Genomic DNA, 18,082 nt, shown 5'->3' with positions numbered 1-18,082 from the left:
GGGTTGGATTGCAAATGTCTCCTGTGGATTCAAAATTAATACTCTTCATGCAAAGAAAAAAGAGTTGATGGAACAATTTAAAAGTAAATTACCGGCTGAATTATTACCTAAAACTTTATCTGAAGGCCCATCTGAAGAGGAAAAACTGCGGCAATTCGAAGAAGCTCAAAGACAATTAGAAATCGCTAGCACGCCACAACAACTATCCCGAGCCAAAAACACATGGGCAGGATTAATCGGCAAAGCGCGAGAAGAATTGCAGCAACTTGTTGCCCTGTCAGTCGGTCAACTTGAACACGAAACTAACGAAGAGCTCGCTGCGCTCATTGCAGAAGCAAACAGTGAAGTGGCACAAAGTAAATTGGCATCTGGCGAACGCGAGGTTCTTAAATACTTGGAAGAACTTTTTGCCAATGAAAGTACATTTATTGCGAATATCTTAAAACTTAGAACCATTTTAAGCCCTTATCGCGAAGAGGTAAATTTAAGAAAACTAACTCCTGCCCAACGTGAAAGCGTGACCACGTATTTAAATGATATAGACCGCTTATTAGAAGCCTATCAAACACTAGGATTTCATCAACCCATTGCGGAGGCTAGCACCACACCAGAAGAAGTAATCATAGATGCAGATAGAGTTTTTAAAACGGAACAATTTGCACGATATACAGACATAATCAAGGCATTAGCCCATAGCCAAAAAACAATCGATGCTATTGCCGAAGAAAATGCAACGTTCCAACAAACGACCGCTGCCGGAGCGACACAAGTAGGAGAAATGTCACTTAGCAGTTGTACCATTCGTCCTCCACAACACATTGCAAGATATCGTTTGCAATGGACAACCATTGTCAAAGAATTAAATGGGCTCGTTGAAAAAGCAGAAGCCGTTGAGAGAACAGCCATCAGTGATGGGCGAGATTCTCCCCGCAGTAGCGGATCAGAGGTTTCTATATCTTCTGAGAGTTCGCGCTCAAGTGCCGGAAGCGCCTATGAACAGGCAAAGAAAATAGGCGATAGTTTAAATTTAGAGGTCGGAAATAAAGAGAGTATTGCAATTGCCGAAGCTCAAATGAAAGCAGCCCCCCGTGCAGGCGCAGAGCGACAAGCATTTGCATTACGAAAAATTTTAGAACTCAATTTAAATACCCCTCTGCAAAATAATTCAACTCATCCAGAAGGCAAATACCTGGACCCTTATTTAAAAACGATGTTGGCTCAAAGCTATTCCGATGTCTTTAGTCTCGATCGTCGAGGAGAGCTTGTCGTTAATATCAGTGTAGGCCATGCTAAATATGGGGCAATATATGAAGCATTTGGCTTAGATACTCGTGCTCCAGCCGCCACCTTTAAGCTTGATCCGGCAAAGTTTAATGCAGAAACATTCGACAGACTCTATAAAGGCGCTGATAGACTTTCAGGTGATGCTAATCCTTTATGGCTCGTTTTAAAAAGCACCATGCCGGTCAGCGAAACGTTTACTGCAGAGCAAAAAATTCAAACCTACCAAGAACTCGCCGCTGCGGCGGCTGCAGGACAACTCGGTGGCACCGATAAATACATCGTGGCATTGAATCTGCAAAAAGCCGCTTTTGCCATCGCAACAGAACACGATGCCTTGCCTGCTTTTACGGCTGCTTTTGGTCCAGACAGTGAGCTTGGAAGATACATCGATGGTAAAATCAGGGAACATCGCAGTGAACTAAGATCCGTTTCCATTGCGGATATTCAAGCAGTAGAAATAAGCAAAGTTGAAGCAGCGGTTGCTGCACAAAAAGAATCCATCCAGGAAAAACTCGGTGAAGTCACTCCAAAACTAACAACTGAACCTGAAGATACCCGAAGCCTACATCAGGAACTGAGTGTAGAACTGCGAAGAACACTAACCTCGGCTAAAGAATCAATGAATGCTTTAAAAACAGCAGCCAGTATTTTACAAACCAGCTTAAACAGGCCAGATGCTGATAGAGCGGAACTTGCAAGAGAGCATGCAAGAATAAGCAATGAACTGGCAACAATCTATGATCATGGTAGAGTACAATCACAATTACGTTCTGTTGAACAACGCGCTGCTGCAAAAAGAGAAGAAGTAGCGCAATTGGAAACTTTGCTTCGTGAACTGAAAGAGCGCTGCACAACAGAAGAAGCAAGACTAACCACCGTAGGCTCGACCAATGCCACACTCAAGGGAGCCTTAAGCGAACAAAAAGCCGCAATAATCGCATTACAAGAAAAACTTATAGCGGTTAACGCCGAGCTGGACGGCTTACAAATCACTCATCAAGCACTATCGCAAGAAGCAACCGCATTGGCGAGCGAGAAAAAATCACTCAACAGCATGTTAGCTACCCTCGACACCGTGCTAACGCTTCAAGCAGAAAAGCGTGAACTTGCAGGACAACTCGCAGAAACCACCAGCACGTTGCGCAGTGAACGAGAGGCCTTGAGCCGTGCGAACGATGAACTCATCCATATTCGTTCTTCTTTAGACACAGCAAGCCAGGAATCCACTCGCTTGAGAAGGCAAATCGAAGAATTAACGGTAAGCCATACTGCAAAACTTAAAGAAATCGGCCTTGAAAATACAGAAGCCAGAAGACAATTGGTAGAGGAACACTCTAGCCAACTACAACAATTGCAAACCAGACTGCAACGCTCAGAAGAACATGGATCGTCTTTAGCTGAGCAATTAACCACAAAAAGCCGTACTCTCGAAGATCGTGAAACTGAGTTAAGTCGTTTACGCGATACACTTGTAAAACAAGAACTTGCTCAACAACAATTACAAGAGCGATTTGAGGCATTAACCTCAACTCATCATGAGTTAGGGGTACAATTACACACGCAAGAAGAAGCCACTGCAGAAGCCAGGCATCAGTTCGAAGAAGCCAACGCAGCTCTGGCTTCATTGCGAGCAACACATCATGAATTAATGCAACGTTCTGAGCGTTTAGCTTCTGAAAATGGTGCTTTACGCGAGCAAATCGCACCACTGCAAGCGCGTGTTCAAGACTTAGAGCTCCAATTAGCTGCCCGTGATGAAGAATTGCGTGCAGCAAGAGAAACAGCATCCATGGCAATGGCAGAACTCCAAAGCAAGTCATCCGCATTAGAAGAAGCAACGATTGAAATTTCAGCACTTAGAGCCCAGCTGGATGAACTACGACGACAACAAGAACTTCCTCCTCCATTAATCAGAGATACCGTCAGCAGTGCCAGAGCAGCTATAAGAACAATGAGAGATGGATCTGAAGAAGTTCACGCTGCCCCAGCTAAAATAAGTTTTGCAGAGTTTTGTGCACAATTTAAGGCAAGATTTCCAAAACAAACAGTGACGGCATCAAAGACATGATAAAATTTATGGAAAGTATACGGAATGATGGTCATTATACATCTGACGAAGATAAATTTGCCGCCACTGCAAAACGCATGCATGACATAGCAGCTGATAGAGCTGATAGTGCCTGGCTGCAAAATAAGAAACTTGGTCTCTTTGGCAGTGGCAGAAGCCCGGAAGTGCAAAAACTCTATAATGCAATGAAGCAAGACGATTTTTCTCTGAATTCGGAAATCACAAAAAATTTCCTTCTTGGCCGTGAATCTGCTGCCCCAAGCAGTGAACGAGCCTTCAAATCGTAACACCCTCTCAAAAAGATGTTCGGAAAAGACAAACACTCTTTTCCGGGCATTTTCTTCACAAGCACAGGCCAAACGCATCTAAATTTTGAACATGTATTTGTTAAAAAATTTGTCTTTGCGCGATAGCGAAGCAACCCAGATCGACACCCTAGTGAAAATTGGGTCTAGATTGCTTCGCTATCGCTCGCAAAGACGACATTCAGGATTATTTTTAGTCATAAGATGCGTTTGCCCTGTCGCAAGCATGAAACCCTATACATTATTTTTCTATACGATATGATTTAAATATACTCTTCGCACTTGAGATTTCGGCGTTGCTGCAAACTCATTCGTCATCGGCCATGCACTGCTTGTACACTCCCTCGACTCATTCATTTGCGCCTAGCCAAAATTTCAATTGCTGTGAGTATAACCGTCATTGCGAGGAGTACGACGACGAAGCAACCCAGAAATGATTTTACATAAAGCGGGTCCAACAAAGAAAAGGAATAAATCACATGCGTGAACGACAGCCTGCTGTGTATATCATGGCGAACAAGCGTAATGGCACCATTTACACCGGCGTTACAAGCAATTTAATCAAAAGAGTGTATGAACACAAATACGCTGATCTCGATGGATTTACTAAAAAATATGGTTGTAAGTACCTTGTCTATTATGAACTTATTGAAGACATGGCTAGTGCCATATCTCGAGAAAAGCAACTCAAAGGTGGATCTAGAAAAAAGAAACTAGCGTTGATTGAAAAAATAAACCCTCTTTGGGAAGATTTGTATGAAACACTAACCTAATGCAATTGGTGATATTCTAGATTGCTTCGTCGCGACACTCCTCGCAATGACGCAGGGCAATTAGCGCTATTCAGCCATTATTTTGCTTTTTTTCATGAGAGCACACATTGCAAAATGCAACATTTAGCGTTTTTATGCCTATGATTATTATAGATCTAGTTATGGAGAATACTATGGCACAATCCGTCAGATTATCTGATAGCCTGGTAAAACAAGCTAAAGCCATTGGCGAAGTCATGTCACGCTCTGGAGCAGGTCAAATTGAACACTGGACAAAAATAGGAAAAATGGCAGAAGAAAATCCTGATTTATCCTATGAATTCATCGGAGACAGCCCAAAGCAGAAATAGACAACGGATTGGTTAACGATTATGACTTTGGCAGTTAAAGAATCTAACTCATTTAAAAAGACAATTAAAAAATTAGTGCTCAATCCATTTTAGATAAGACTAAGTAAAGGCAACTCCTCACCATCCTTGAAATACTGCTCAACCATACGCTCATTGACGTCCGCAAGGGTTGGCGGCTGCCATCGAGGCGATTTATCCTTATCCACCAATAAGGCACGGACCCCCTCATAAAAATCCTGTGCCTGCATAAAATGCCTGACCAGGCAATAATCCATTTTTATGCACTCTGCCATAGTCATTCCTTTGGCTTTTCTTATTTGTTTATGGGTAATTTTAAGGCTTAACGGTGATTTTTGTTGCAAAATAGCCAATATCTCTCGATGCCAATTGTCCTCACCTTCTTTCAAAGCGTCCAGAATCGTTTCAACATCACTTTGACCGAAGGTGTGATTAATAAGCGCTGCTAATTCCAGAACAGGCGCAGAAGTAATAGGAGTAGCAAAGCGTTGCAAACAAGCATTCACCGTTTCATGGGGTGCAACGGATAAATCTGCCGCAAGCAAATGATGAAAGGCTGCTTCCCATTGCTCAGAAGCAATCACTTGTTTCACTAAGCCAAGTTCATACGCTTCCGAGGCATTCAAACGGTTTCCGGTTAATCCTAAATACATGCCAAATTGCCCAGGACAACGGGACAGCAAATGGCTTGCGCCAATATCCGGAAAAAATCCAATGGTGGTTTCCGGCATGGCAAAAACAAACTGTTCAGACGCAATCGGGTGAGAGCCATGCAAGGAAATACCGACACCTCCCCCCATGGTGATGCCATTCATGTAGGCAATATAAGGCTTACTAAAATGATGGATAAAGTGGTTTAGGCGATACTCATGAAAAAAGAATTGCATTTGCTGAGGATCATGCTGGCGGCCCTGCTCGTACAACCAGCGAACATCACCACCTGCACAAAAGGCTTTACCGGGGGCGGCACAAACAACCACCGCATGAATGGTCTTATCATGTTGCCAGGCTAATAATTGCTCTTGTAACGCAAGAATCATTGGCAACGTCAGTGCATTCAGTGCTTGCGAACGATTTAATGTAATGATCCCAACTTGGTTTTCACGGGTAAATAACACATCATCTGCCATGACCGACTCCCAACCTTAATGGCCTTTAAAAGTGGGTTTGCGTTTTTCCAGAAAAGCATGAACGCCTTCTGTTTTATCGTCACTCGCACAAACCTTGGCAAAATGCACAGCCTCTAAATGCAAGGCATCCGACAAGGACACATCATAGCCTCGATCAATAACCTCCATGACACTCGCAATCGCTAAAGGGGCCATGGCCAAAATATTCTTTAAAATAGCCTTGCTTTCGGTTACTAATTGCTCTGAACTGACCACTTGATTCACCAATCCCCAATTTAATGCCGTGCGTGCATCGATAAATCGGCCCGTGAGGCACAGATCGAGCGCCCTTCCCTTGCCCACCAAGCGAGCCAGCCTTTGCGTACCACCATAGCCAGGGATGACGCCAAGTTTCACTTCAGGCTGGCCAAACTGGGCTTCTTCCGCTGCAACACGCAGGGTCGCTGCCATCGCAAGCTCACATCCGCCACCAAACGCATACCCATTCACCGCGGCCAAAGAGGGCTTGCCCATAGTCTCCAATTGGCGAAAAACATCCTGGCCAAAGCAAGCAAACCGATAACCGCTTTGTGCATCACATTCAGCCAGACGATTAATATCCGCACCAGCACAAAATGCCTTTCCTGTACCCGTCAATAAGATGGCTTTATTTTTTATTGTCTTTAGCTGAGATAAACAATTCCGATAAGGCTTGCAACGCTTCCGTGCTCAAGGCATTTAATTTATCAGGTCGGTTCAGCGTTAGCGTGAGGATGCCATCATCATCCAGATGTTGTTCAATTAAATTCATATTCCGCTCCCTAATCGATTAAATAGTCATCATCCAACGTCGTTTTTGCAATGATTTCTCGCATGATTTCATTCGTACCCTCAAGAATTTGATGTACTCTTAAGTCCCTGAAAATTCGTTCAATTTGATAATCACGCAAATAGCCATAACCACCATGAAGCTGCATTGCTTTATCACTGATTTTAAAAGCAACATCGGTTGCCATACGTTTTGCCATGGCACAATTCATAGGTGCCTTTGGATGTTGTTTGTCTAAAGAATCCGCCGCCCGATACACCATTAAACGTGCGGCTTCAAAATCGGTGAGCATGTCTGCAAAATAAAATCGTAATGCTTGCATGTCGGTTAAAGACTTTCCAAATTGCTTACGCTCTTTCATATACGATTGGGTGAGGCGTAAGCAGGCAAGCGCACCACCCAATGAGCAAGCAGCAATATTAACACGGCCGCCATTCAAAGCATTTAAAGCAATCTTAAACCCCATGCCTTCTCGCCCGATACGATTAGACACTGGCACTCGGCAATTTTCAAAAAAAACCATGGAAGTAGGTTGGCTGCGCCATCCCATTTTCTTTTCCAGTTTGCCAAAACTTAATCCTGGCCTGTCTTTTTCAATCAGTATACAGCTGATGCCCTGATAAGAATCATCTCCCGTTCTCACCATACATAAATAAACATCGCTTGCACTACCGCCAGAAATAAACGCTTTACAACCATTGATGACATACTCGTCACCCTCAATGACTGCGCGAGTTTTTAACGAAGCGGCGTCAGACCCTGACTCCGGTTCGGTCAGGCAATAGCTGGCTAATACTTCCATAGCCGTCAGCCTTGGCCCCCACGCTGCCCTGAGCGCATCGTCCGCATAGCGGTCCACCAGTGACGCAACCATATTATGAATGGAAAGATAAGCACTGGTGCTGATGCATCCACTGGCTAATTGCTCAAAAATAAGAGCGGCATCCAAGCGACTTAACTGAGCCCCGCCGATGTCTTCACGCACTACCATACCAGCCATGCCAAGCCGGGCCGCTTCGCGTAAGACATCGATGGGGAAATGACTGTGCTCATCCCAATGAGACGCTTGGGGAAATAATTTGTTACGTGCAAATTCAGCCGCCATATCACGAAAGGCAAGATGCTCTTCGCTAAGTTGAAATTGCATAGTCCATACTCCTATTTAATTCACTATCCGTGATGAAAAATGTTATTATTGCCAATTTTTATCGCCCATGAAAGAAAAAGAAAGAATAATCATATGGAAATTTCAGAGCGATTTCAGCCCGCCGCCCGTATTTTGAAAGATTATTACGGTTTTGATGCTTTTCGACCACCGCAAGAACAAATCATACAAGACTTAACAGCCGGTTTGGATGTATTGGTACTGATGCCCACAGGTGGCGGAAAATCCTTATGTTATCAAATTCCTGCCCTGTTACGACAAGGCATTGGCATTGTGGTGTCACCGCTCATTGCACTCATGGAAGATCAGGTTGCCGCCTTGAAACTACAAGGCATACGCGCCGCTTACTATAATTCATCGCTAAGCAGCACAGAAGCAAGAAGCGTCCTGGCACAATTGCATAAACAAGAACTGGATTTACTGTACATTGCACCTGAACGCCTGGTAAGCCCGGCATTCCTTGAGCGCTTGCAAGAATGCCAAATCGCTCTTTTTGCAATCGATGAGGCGCATTGCATTTCGCAATGGGGTCATGATTTTCGCCCGGAATACGCCGCTTTGGGTATCCTCAAATCGCAATTTCCCCAAGTTCCTGTGATTGCCCTGACCGCCACCGCAGACAAGCAAACCCGACAAGATATTATTCGCAAATTAAACTATCAGCCCAAAGAATACATTGCCTCATTCAATCGTCCAAACATTCACTACCGCGTTCTTATGAAGGATAATCCGTTTAAGCAATTAAATCTTTTTTTAGAAACGCAACATCAGCAATCCGGCATCATTTATTGTGGAACTCGTTCCACGGTTGAACGGCTGGCAGCAAAACTTCAGCAACAAGGACATCGTGCCCGTGCCTATCATGCCGGCCTTGCGCATCGAGAGCGGCGAGAAGTGCAATCGTTATTCCGCCATGACCGCATTGATATTGTCGTCGCTACCATTGCATTTGGTATGGGCATTGACAAATCTAATGTACGATTTGTCGTGCATTACGACTTACCTAAAACCATTGAAAGTTACTATCAGGAAACTGGACGAGCAGGACGGGATGGATTACCGGCACAAGCCCTGCTGCTTTACGATCCTGCCGACAGTACACGTTTTCGTGGTCTTATTGCTGCCCTCTCCAGTGAAGCACAGCAACGAATCGAACATAACAAATTAAACCATATGTTGGCCTTTGCCGAAGCATCCTGCTGCCGCCGACAAATTTTGCTTCGTTATTTTGATGAACATTATGAAAAAGCTTGTCGCCATTGTGATGTCTGCGATCACCCGCCTGAAACGGTTGATGCTACCGTTGATGCGCAAAAATTTCTATCCTGCATTTATCGACTTCGTCAAAATTATGGTATGACTTATCTCATCGAAGTCCTGCGCGGCAGTACTTCCGAAAAAATCAGGCAATCAGATCATCATCAATTGTCAACATTTGGCATTGGTCAAGATAAATCAGCGACTTATTGGAAGCATTTAGCATGGCAATTGATTCACCGTGACTATTGTTTTCAAGACCTGGAGTATCATCAGGTATTGCGTTTAACCCCAAAGGCAATACCTGTACTACGTGGCGAACAAAAAGTAGAGCTGACCATTGCAGCGCAAAAACCGGAAAAAAACCAAAAGATAAAAGAACGTCAGGCATTCACCAGTTCTAACGCTTCTTTATTTGACGCCTTGCGCGTTTTGCGACGACGATTGGCGGACGAAGAAAACAAACCACCATTCATGATTTTTAGCGATGCTACTTTGCATGAGATGGCACACGTCAAACCTAAAACGTCAGAAGAACTTCTCAACATTTCAGGCGTTGGTCAGCACAAACTCAATCTCTACGGATGGCAATTTTTAAAGGCTATAAAAGAAGCCAATGTGGATGCCACTCTTTAATGCGCGTGGCAGCCAATTTTCAAACGTACTTGGTAATATTTACTTTTATTGCCTTCAATAAAACCACGAGTTTCCAACACTTCATACCAATCCAACTTGCCGTGAGACTTTGCCGCCTGAGAAATCGCATTATTTATGGCGTCCTCAATACCATCCATTGAAGTCCCTACCAATTCAATCACCTGATATACTTTTTCTACCATGTCTTCCTCCTTTAAATGTCCATTACAAATTGGTTTATCTCTAAATCCGGTTATCGCCATGCATTAACCAGGCTGCGATGATTATTGTATGCTCTGTTGAGCTTTAGCGATGGCCTTACGTATTGCCTTCGCATCGTCCGATTCAGGGGGAACTACCCTCAACAGACGCTGCCAATAATCCACAGCGAGTTGATAATCATGGCTCATGAAAGCGTCCATGGCAAGCATTGCCAATGCATCAGGCTGATTTGCATCCTGTTGCAGTACTGATTTAAATAAGTTGCGCGTGGTATCATCAAATTGGCGTTGCTTCACTTGCCACCGGCTTTGTGCGTAATTAATGGTTATTTTTTCATCCTGCGGCATCAAACGATGAGCCCTGGCAAACGCATCATAAGCCTGTTGCCATTCATTTTGACTTACATACAATCGACCCAGCAAATACCAGCCACGGGCGCTGTCAGGTTGTTTATTTAATTGCGCTTTGAGCTTGTCTATTAATTCCTGAGGTCCCTGAATGGATTTCAAGATCTGGCGGACCTGTTGTTGCCTTGTTTCTGAACGCGAGTATTCTTGCCAACCAGACCAGCCCCCCCAACGCCAATAAGAGGAGGCCACCAAAATAATTAAAAGCGGGATCATAGTCAGTATAAGTGCTCTATCCTTACGCAAAGGATACAACGCCATCCCCAGAGCAAGGATTAATAATCCCAAAAAAACAACGTATAGCCACCATTCATTCATCACTGCGCCGCTTCATACAAGTATGCCAAAAAATCCAAATGCCCAATACCATAAACAAGATAGGCCCAAACCAAAGCAATGCAGTAATAGACTTAACTGGTGGTTTAAATAAGATAAAATCACCGTAACGTTCCGTTAAATAACCAGTAATTTCTCCATCGGTTTTTCCTTCCTTCACCAATTGATAGACTTCTGCACGCAAATCCTTGGCCAACTCAGCATTTGAGTCAGCCAAATCCTGATTTTGACAAACAAGGCAACGAAGCTCTTTTAAAAGATGATTGAACTGAGCTTCCTGGCGTAGAGTATCCAAAGGATATAAAGAATTGGCCAAGGCCATCTCTGTCAGAACACTTAGCAATAACCCTATTAATATTCTAACGCTTGCTTTTACTTTCTGAACCGTCATGCCGTTTTCTCCAGGGCTTTGATTCGAGGCAAAAATTCCCGTGTCCACACTTCATCATTCAAAGGACCCGCATGACGATATTGAATAACGCCTTGAGCATCGATCAAAAACGTCTCCGGTGTTCCATAAACGCCCAACTCAATGGCTACTTTTCCATTTAAGTCATTTCCGGTCCTCTTATAAGGATTTCCCCATTCTGCTAACCAGCGAGTCGCGTCTTTGGGATTATCTTTGTAATTTAATCCATACAAGGGAACACCTTGTCGTGCCAATTGCAATAAGAATACTTGTTCTTCACTGCAAGCAGCACACCAGCTTGCCCATACGTTCAATAGGGTTGTTTTTCCTTGCAACAGGTTAGACGTAAAAAGTGTATGCTCATCGTTTAAATCAGGTAACTGAAAAGGTGGTATGGTTTTACCAATCAGAACGGATGGTAAATGTTGCGGCTCAAGGGATAAACCACGCCAAAAAAAACGGCCAAAGCAATAAAAACAATAAGGGGATTAATGGCCAATACAGCTTCATGGCATAACCTCTTGCATGGTGGTATGATTTTGGCGTTGCCTATAATAGCGGCGATCAGACAAAGCCAATAAACCACCTGTCAATATTAAAAATCCTCCACCCCATATCCAGCGTACAAAAGGCTTGTAATATAAACGCACGGACCAGGCATTTTCTCCTAAGGGTTCGCCTAAAGCCACATACACATCACGAAAAGGAGTAACATCAATGGCGGATTCAGTCATTGGCATGTTTCCTACCTCATAAACACGCTTTTCAGGATAAATCACCGCTTCATGACGATGGTGATTGATTTTAAAACGTGCACGTGTGCCATGATAATTGGGTCCTTTCATAGACGCTTCATCCTCAAACTGGATACGATAATCAGCCAGCATAGCGCTTTCTCCAGGCGCCAGTTTAACATCATCTTGTATCCCATACCCCGAAGATACAGCAATCCCTATGACCGTGGCAGCAACACCACAATGAGCGATGATCATTCCCCAAAATGCCTGACTAAATTGCGCTATTCCGCGTGATTTAATTCTAATTGCCAGTAATTTCAATGTGCTTAGAATAATCCAAAACGCCAATATCAAACCAAACAATACAGAAGCATGGATTGTTTTTGTCAAACTGAATAATAAGAGCACAGGCAACAGTAAGCTCAGCAATGCCACGCCACGCAATCGCAATAATACGCTTTTAAGGCGATCCTGCTGCCAGCGTACATGCACGCCAACCCCCATCAATAATAATAACGGCATCATTAAAGGAACAAACACGGCGTTAAAATAAGGAGCTCCTACCGATAATTTTCCCAATCCCAAACCGTCAATGAGCAGCGGATATACCGTGCCCATTAATACCGTGAGCATGGTGACTGCCAGAAAAACATTATTCAATAATAAAGCACTTTCACGGGAAACAGGATTGGGTTTCACCTGGTTTTGCAGCGTCTGGGCACGCCATGAAAACAAGAATAATGAACCACCAATAACCAACAGTAAGAACAATAAAATATAAAGACCTCGCTCTGGATCCACTGCAAACGCATGGACAGACGTCAAGACACCCGAACGGACAAGAAATGTTCCTACCAGACTTAAAGAAAAAGCGCTAATGGCCAACAGCAATGTCCATGCCTTAAATTGTTGGCGCTGCTCATTGACTGCCAGAGAGTGCAATAATGCTGTCCCCATCAACCACGGCATAAAAGAAGCATTTTCAACCGGGTCCCAAAACCACCAGCCACCCCAGCCCAACTCACGATAAGCCCACCAGCTGCCAAGCGTAATTCCTGCGGTTAAACAACACCAAGCAGCCAGCGTCCATGGCCTTGTCCATTTGGCCCAAGAAGTTTCTATTCGTCCGGCCCATAATGCTGCAATAGCAAAAGCAAACGCTACGGAAAAACCAACATACCCCATGTACAACATGGGTGGATGAAATAAAAATCCAGGATCTTGCAAGAGAGGATTTAAATCCCGACCTTGACTGTCCAATATCTGAAACTGACGCGTAAACGGATTGGAGGTCATTAATAAAACAAGATAAAACCAATGCTAAGCCATCCCAACACCGATAAAACCCGGGCACGCATGGCTAAATCCAATGGAGCACTTAAAAAGGCAACCGCAAGCATCCACGTACTGAGAATGGATACCCATAACAACATGGACCCTTCATGCCCCCCCCATACCGCACAAAGCTTATAAAACCAGGGAAGCATCAGACTGGAATTGGTAAGGACGTATAACACCGTAAAATCATTACGGAGAAAACAAATTGTCAGGCATCCATAAGCCAGGGCTACAAAAGCAAATTGTCCACAAGCATACGTCGGTGCCGCTGCTTGCCAGTTCAATTTATTTCGCCAGACCCCCAAAGCCGGGATCACAGCAAGTAATACTGCAAACAATAAAGCCAACACCAAACAAAATACACCTATTTCAGCAATCATATTGTACAAACATCTCCCAGGGGCGACCTTTAAAAATCTCTATCCGACGTTCCTTTAAGAGTTCCACCGATAACCGTCCATATTAACTTGTTCTTCCATTCTTCGCCAAAGCGGCTTTTACTTCTGGCGGCATATAATTTTCATCATGTTTTGCCAACACTTCTGTTGCCTGAAAATGACCTTTTGCAGTCAACTGCCCCTGCGCCACAATCCCCTGCTCTTCACGAAACAAATCGGGCAGAATACCGCGATAGACGATTTCCACGGTATTTTGAAAATCAGTTACCCTAAAGCGTACGGATAAATCATTTGTATCTCGGACCACACTACCTTTAACCACCATACCCCCTACACGCACAGCACGATGAAGCGGCGCTTCCCCTGCCGCAACCTGCGTCGGTGTATAAAATAAGCTGATGTTTTGCCTTAATGCATACAACACTAAAGCAGTCGCCACCGATAAAATAGCAACGACCAATAAAAGCATGAACAATTTGTGCTTTCGAGCTGACTTCATCGTTATTGTCTTTTAAACCATTGCTGTAATTTTTTGCGAGTGCGGGTACGTTGCCATTTGATGCCGAGCAAATTCATCACCAAAACAACACAAACCAAACCATAAGCAGGCCAAATGTAGATAGAATATCCTCCCATGGCTAGCCATTCTAAAAACTGATTCATTGTTCTTCTCCTACAATCAGAGCCTTAACCCAGCTTTGTCGGCGTTCGCGCAACAACAATTCATTACGAGCTTTCATTAAAATAATCAGAAAACAATACAGAGAAAGTCCTATGAGCATCAGTAATAAGGGATAAAGCATGCTCGTATGAATTTTAGGTTTGGCAAACATCGAAAGAGTTGCCCCCTGATGAAGCGTATTCCACCAATAAACGGAATAATGAATGACAGGCAAATCCACAAGCCCTACCAACGTTAAAATAGCCAGTACCTTATCTCCCTGTTCCTTATTTTGAAAAGCACTACCAGTGGCTAAAATAGCGCCATATAGAAACAACAATATTAATTCCGAAGTCAAACGTGCATCCCATACCCACCAGGTCCCCCACATGGGCTTTCCCCAAATACTGCCTGTCACTAGCGCCAAGAAAGCCATGCAAGCGCCAATCTGAGCAAAGATGGATAACATAAGTCCAGCCATTTTAATCCGCCAGACTAAGAGCAGTAACGCTAAAAACCCCATCCAGGCATACAATGCCATGGATAAAAAAGCGCTGGGAACATGCACATACATAATTCGAAATGCATCGCCTTGTTGATAATCCGCTGGCGCAAAAACCAATCCCCACACCAAACCGGAAACTAATAAAAATACAGTACTGGCACCCAGCCAAGGAAGCCAGCGACCAGATAACTGATAAAATTGCTTAGGCGATGCCAATTGATAAAACAACTTCCACATAGGAAATATTTGCAACAGAAAAAAAGATAGAAATTTTAACACGCCTTTGCCGACATGTCTGCAACCCGCTTTACTAATCCAGAGCAAACGCATCTTATGACTAAAAATAATCCTGAATGTCGTCTTTGCGAGTTTTTTAACAAATACATGTTCAAAATTTAGATGCGGTTACCCTATTTACTAATCCGCAAGGCTGATGCGCATCATAGCGGCAATCGCGAAAGGCAAAAATCCGACGGTAACCAATGACATCGCCAATAACAGGGCCAGATATCCTCGTACCTCCATGCCTTGCATGGCCATCGTAACAGTACCACTGCCAAAGATCATAACGGGAATGGTTAACGGTAACAAAATCAGCGCCATAAATACACCTCTTTGCTTTAATCCTCCGCTGAACACTGCAGCTAAGGCACAAAGAAAAAGAAGTGCCGGTGAGCCACACATTAAGCTCATGATAAGAATGACGGTTTCATGAACATTGAATGCAAACAGCAACGCAATAGCCGGGCATAAAATAATTAATGGCAATAAATTAAATAACCAATGTGTTAGAATTTTAGCCAAAACCATTAAACTGACCGGATAACCTGATACGAGCCATTGTTCAATCACTCCATCTTCATAATCCTGTTGAAACAAACGCTCAGCAGATAATAACATAGCAAGCAGTAAGGCAATCCAGATAAGGCCTGGAGCAATCATACGCAATAATGCCCTGTCTGCCGGCATGGTTAAGGGGAAAAATATTAAAATCATCAAAAAAAGAGGATTGCATTAACAATAAACCGTAATTGTCTTGTAATCAGCAACGTTTCTCGTTGCAATTGCCGTTTAAAAAGCAGCCCAAGACTCATCACAAGCCATACTCCTGATAACGTTGTTGTTCACTCATTACAAAACGTTGATGAGACGTTAAAATAATCTGACCACCCTGTGCAAGATGCTCGTCAAGGCAGTTCATCAAGAGATAAACGCCTTCTTTGTCAAGCCCAACCAGTGGTTCATCCAACAACCATAATGATGCGTCCGATACAAGCAATCGGGTCAGGCCGACGCGGCGGCGTTGCCCCATGGACAATAAATGACAAGGAGTATCTTCCAGGCCATTTAGAGCCAGTTGTTTCATGATTTTATCGAAGTGCTTTGCCTCACGAACAGCAGACAATCCCAAAAAGCAATTTTCCCTCACCGTCAATAAAAGGCTGATGCCTATTTTATGACCAATATAACAAAGATTTTGCTGATACGCGGCAAGATCATGTTCAATGGGAAAACCATCGTAATGAATCTGGCCGCCATCGGGATGCAATAAACCTGCCAGTAATTTCAATAACGTTGTTTTCCCCGCACCATTTGCTCCACGCAAATGCAAAAGGTTTCCTGCACTTAACGTGAATCGAACCTTTTGTAAAACTGGCTTGTCCGGATAGTCATAATTCAAATCAATGACATCGAGCATAATATGGGAGATAGATTTAAAAGAGGCAGACTATCTTCAATTGCAAATTATGGCAAGGTCTTCACTTGCATGCAGGGAGAATGATAGCGATAATTGCAGCTTTAAATTCTTTAAAGGTAAACAATGGAATTTCTTGCCGAATATGGTTTGTTTGCATTAAAAACATTTACGCTGGTGATTGCCGTCTTGCTATTAATGGCTGGAATTTTTTCCTTAGGACGCAAACCCAAACCTAAATTGGAGATCACATCACTGAATAAACACTGGGATGACATTAAGCAGCGCATGCAAAAAGAAATTTTCAATAAAAAACCTGAAAAAGAAAAATCCCAACATAAAAAAGAGAAAAAATCAAAACCTTCGTTGTATGTTCTTGATTTCAATGGAGATGTAAAAGCCTCTCAGGTCGATCAATTTCGTGATGAAATTTCAGCCATTCTTGCCGTCATAAAACAAGATGATGAAATCGTTGTACGCTTGGAAAGCCCTGGTGGCGCCGTCAATGCCTACGGATTAGCCGCCTCACAATTACAACGAATCCGTGATAAAAACATACCATTAACGGTTTGTATTGATAAAATCGCCGCCAGCGGCGGCTATTTAATGGCCTGTGTTGCCAATCATATCATCGCAGCCCCGTTTGCCATTATTGGCTCCATTGGTGTCGTTGCCCAACTGCCCAATTTTCACCGTTGGTTAAAAAAGAATGATATTGACATCGAATTATTAACAGCAGGTGAATACAAACGTACCTTAACGCTTTTTGCTGAAAATACTGAAAAAGGCCGGCAAAAATTCAAAGAAGAACTGGAGCAAATACATCAATCATTTCGCGGTTATGTGCTGGCAAACCGAGAGCAATTGGATATTGAAAAAGTAGCGACTGGCGAACACTGGCTTGCTCAGGATGCTTTTGATCTGCACCTGGTGGATACCTTGAAAACCAGTGATGAATATTTGTGCGAGAAAATGACTGCATTCAACTGCTTCAAAATCACCATGCATGGTAAGCAATCGCTGGCAGCTAAACTGTTAAAACCCACACTGAAACTGCTACACCCATGGGCGTAAATCAGCCATTTAATAAAGGACTGGCAATAATATTTCGCAAAATGGTGATGGATGTATATAATTATATTAGGATTCCCATTCAACGACGGAGCGCAACATGAGTGATTTCAAATCCAAATTGCCTGATCTGAAAGAGCTAGGCTCAATGACCGGTAAATTAGTAAAAGACATTAAAGCCAGCGTTACTGAAATCATTGCCGACTATAAGAAAAAACGTGAAGAAGAAGCACTGGCAGAAAAAAAAGCTGAAGAAGCAAAACCAGCTGCAGCACAACCTGTAGAAGAAACCAAAGCACCGGCGGCGGAAACGACCACCAAACCAAAGGCTGAACGAACTTCGAAGGAAACTCCCGTGCAAGAGGCTCCTGTGCCTGAAGCTGCCAAACCTGCCGTTGAAGAAGTGCCTCCAGCAGAAACCGCAATACCAGAAGAAACGGCTATTAAATCAGAAGAAGAGAATAAAACCGATAAAGAATAACGCTGTTATTCCATAGCCTGGTTAACG

18 protein-coding genes and 2 pseudogenes are annotated in these 18,082 nt (G+C 43.5%); 7 read left to right on the top strand and 13 right to left on the bottom strand.

What is annotated here, in order from left to right; genetic code table 11:
- The first annotated feature begins 67 nt into the window (after nt 1–67).
- The 4 genes from LOA_RS05635 to LOA_RS05620 all read left to right on the top strand — a co-directional run bounded on the left by LOA_RS05635 (nt 68) and on the right by LOA_RS05620 (nt 4,780).
- The gene (locus LOA_RS05635) at nt 68–3,352 is read left to right on the top strand and encodes a RhoGEF domain-containing protein (RefSeq protein WP_025385500.1); all 3,285 of its coding nucleotides are present in this window, start codon (nt 68–70) and stop codon (nt 3,350–3,352) included.
- A gap of 8 nt (nt 3,353–3,360) precedes the next feature.
- Entirely contained in the window at nt 3,361–3,639 is a 279-nt protein-coding gene (locus tag LOA_RS05630; protein WP_158423023.1) for a hypothetical protein, read from the top strand.
- Between the two features lie 497 nt (nt 3,640–4,136).
- Nucleotides 4,137–4,430 carry a GIY-YIG nuclease family protein gene (locus LOA_RS05625; protein ID WP_025385498.1) on the top strand — a complete coding sequence of 98 codons (294 nt, stop codon included), beginning with the start codon at nt 4,137–4,139 and terminating at the stop codon, nt 4,428–4,430.
- A gap of 173 nt (nt 4,431–4,603) precedes the next feature.
- A complete protein-coding gene (locus LOA_RS05620; protein ID WP_237758007.1) occupies nt 4,604–4,780 on the top strand; it encodes a TA system antitoxin ParD family protein in 177 nt (58 codons plus the stop codon).
- A gap of 89 nt (nt 4,781–4,869) precedes the next feature.
- Here LOA_RS05620 and LOA_RS05615 read toward each other — a convergent pair whose 3' ends face one another.
- The 3 genes and pseudogenes from LOA_RS05615 to LOA_RS05605 form a co-directional block, all read right to left on the bottom strand.
- Nucleotides 4,870–5,928 carry an enoyl-CoA hydratase/isomerase family protein gene (locus tag LOA_RS05615; protein ID WP_025385497.1) on the bottom strand — a complete coding sequence of 353 codons (1,059 nt, stop codon included), beginning with the start codon at nt 5,926–5,928 and terminating at the stop codon, nt 4,870–4,872.
- Nucleotides 5,929–5,943: 15 nt separating this feature from the next.
- Nucleotides 5,944–6,718: pseudogene (locus tag LOA_RS05610) on the bottom strand (enoyl-CoA hydratase/isomerase family protein).
- Between the two features lie 10 nt (nt 6,719–6,728).
- Nucleotides 6,729–7,883 carry an acyl-CoA dehydrogenase family protein gene (locus tag LOA_RS05605; RefSeq protein ID WP_025385496.1) on the bottom strand — a complete coding sequence of 385 codons (1,155 nt, stop codon included), beginning with the start codon at nt 7,881–7,883 and terminating at the stop codon, nt 6,729–6,731.
- 93 nt (nt 7,884–7,976) lie between these two features.
- On the opposite strand from LOA_RS05605, the gene recQ reads away from it, so the two are divergent.
- Nucleotides 7,977–9,794, top strand: coding sequence for a DNA helicase RecQ (gene recQ / locus LOA_RS05600; RefSeq protein ID WP_025385495.1), 1,818 nt, complete (start codon nt 7,977–7,979; stop codon nt 9,792–9,794).
- On the opposite strand, the gene LOA_RS05595 is transcribed toward recQ, so the two are convergent.
- From LOA_RS05595 to ccmA, 10 genes and pseudogenes are all read right to left on the bottom strand, one after another.
- Nucleotides 9,791–9,997: a dodecin gene (locus tag LOA_RS05595; protein WP_025385494.1), complete on the bottom strand. Its 207-nt coding sequence runs from the start codon at nt 9,995–9,997 to the stop codon at nt 9,791–9,793. The two genes, recQ and LOA_RS05595, sit on opposite strands and share 4 nt — an antisense overlap.
- A gap of 81 nt (nt 9,998–10,078) precedes the next feature.
- On the bottom strand, nt 10,079–10,741 hold the full coding sequence (locus tag LOA_RS05590; RefSeq protein WP_025385493.1) for a tetratricopeptide repeat protein: 663 nt from the start codon (nt 10,739–10,741) through the stop codon (nt 10,079–10,081).
- A complete protein-coding gene (locus tag LOA_RS05585) occupies nt 10,734–11,150 on the bottom strand; it encodes a cytochrome c-type biogenesis protein (protein WP_025385492.1) in 417 nt (138 codons plus the stop codon). The genes LOA_RS05590 and LOA_RS05585 overlap by 8 nt, the downstream gene beginning before the upstream one ends.
- Nucleotides 11,147–11,563: a DsbE family thiol:disulfide interchange protein gene (locus LOA_RS05580; RefSeq protein WP_238551369.1), complete on the bottom strand. Its 417-nt coding sequence runs from the start codon at nt 11,561–11,563 to the stop codon at nt 11,147–11,149. The genes LOA_RS05585 and LOA_RS05580 overlap by 4 nt, the downstream gene beginning before the upstream one ends.
- Nucleotides 11,564–11,674: 111 nt before the next feature.
- Nucleotides 11,675–13,623 (bottom strand): annotated as a pseudogene (locus tag LOA_RS05575) (heme lyase CcmF/NrfE family subunit).
- A gap of 82 nt (nt 13,624–13,705) precedes the next feature.
- Nucleotides 13,706–14,140 carry a cytochrome c maturation protein CcmE gene (gene ccmE / locus LOA_RS05570; RefSeq protein ID WP_025385491.1) on the bottom strand — a complete coding sequence of 145 codons (435 nt, stop codon included), beginning with the start codon at nt 14,138–14,140 and terminating at the stop codon, nt 13,706–13,708.
- Between the two features lie 2 nt (nt 14,141–14,142).
- Nucleotides 14,143–14,304, bottom strand: a complete 162-nt coding sequence (gene ccmD, locus LOA_RS05565) for a heme exporter protein CcmD (protein ID WP_025385490.1) — start codon at nt 14,302–14,304, stop codon at nt 14,143–14,145.
- Nucleotides 14,301–15,044, bottom strand: a complete 744-nt coding sequence (gene ccmC / locus LOA_RS05560; protein ID WP_025385489.1) for a heme ABC transporter permease CcmC — start codon at nt 15,042–15,044, stop codon at nt 14,301–14,303. Before ccmC ends, ccmD begins: the two co-directional genes overlap by 4 nt.
- Nucleotides 15,045–15,224: 180 nt before the next feature.
- Nucleotides 15,225–15,803 (bottom strand): heme exporter protein CcmB, encoded by a 579-nt coding sequence (ccmB, locus tag LOA_RS05555; protein ID WP_238551368.1) that lies wholly within the window; start codon nt 15,801–15,803, stop codon nt 15,225–15,227.
- A gap of 97 nt (nt 15,804–15,900) precedes the next feature.
- Nucleotides 15,901–16,506, bottom strand: coding sequence for a cytochrome c biogenesis heme-transporting ATPase CcmA (gene ccmA / locus LOA_RS05550; RefSeq protein WP_025385488.1), 606 nt, complete (start codon nt 16,504–16,506; stop codon nt 15,901–15,903).
- A gap of 123 nt (nt 16,507–16,629) precedes the next feature.
- Here ccmA and sohB point away from each other — a divergent pair, with 123 nt between their 5' ends.
- Together sohB and LOA_RS05540 are read left to right on the top strand one after the other, a co-directional pair.
- Nucleotides 16,630–17,577 carry a protease SohB gene (gene sohB, locus LOA_RS05545; protein WP_025385487.1) on the top strand — a complete coding sequence of 316 codons (948 nt, stop codon included), beginning with the start codon at nt 16,630–16,632 and terminating at the stop codon, nt 17,575–17,577.
- Nucleotides 17,578–17,674: 97 nt separating this feature from the next.
- Nucleotides 17,675–18,055, top strand: coding sequence for a hypothetical protein (locus LOA_RS05540; RefSeq protein ID WP_025385486.1), 381 nt, complete (start codon nt 17,675–17,677; stop codon nt 18,053–18,055).
- Nucleotides 18,056–18,082 lie beyond the last annotated feature (27 nt).

This window comes from Legionella oakridgensis ATCC 33761 = DSM 21215 (genome assembly GCF_000512355.1).
GTDB lineage: Bacteria > Pseudomonadota > Gammaproteobacteria > Legionellales > Legionellaceae > Legionella_A > Legionella_A oakridgensis.
This window is presented reverse-complemented; position numbering and strand designations above follow the sequence as displayed.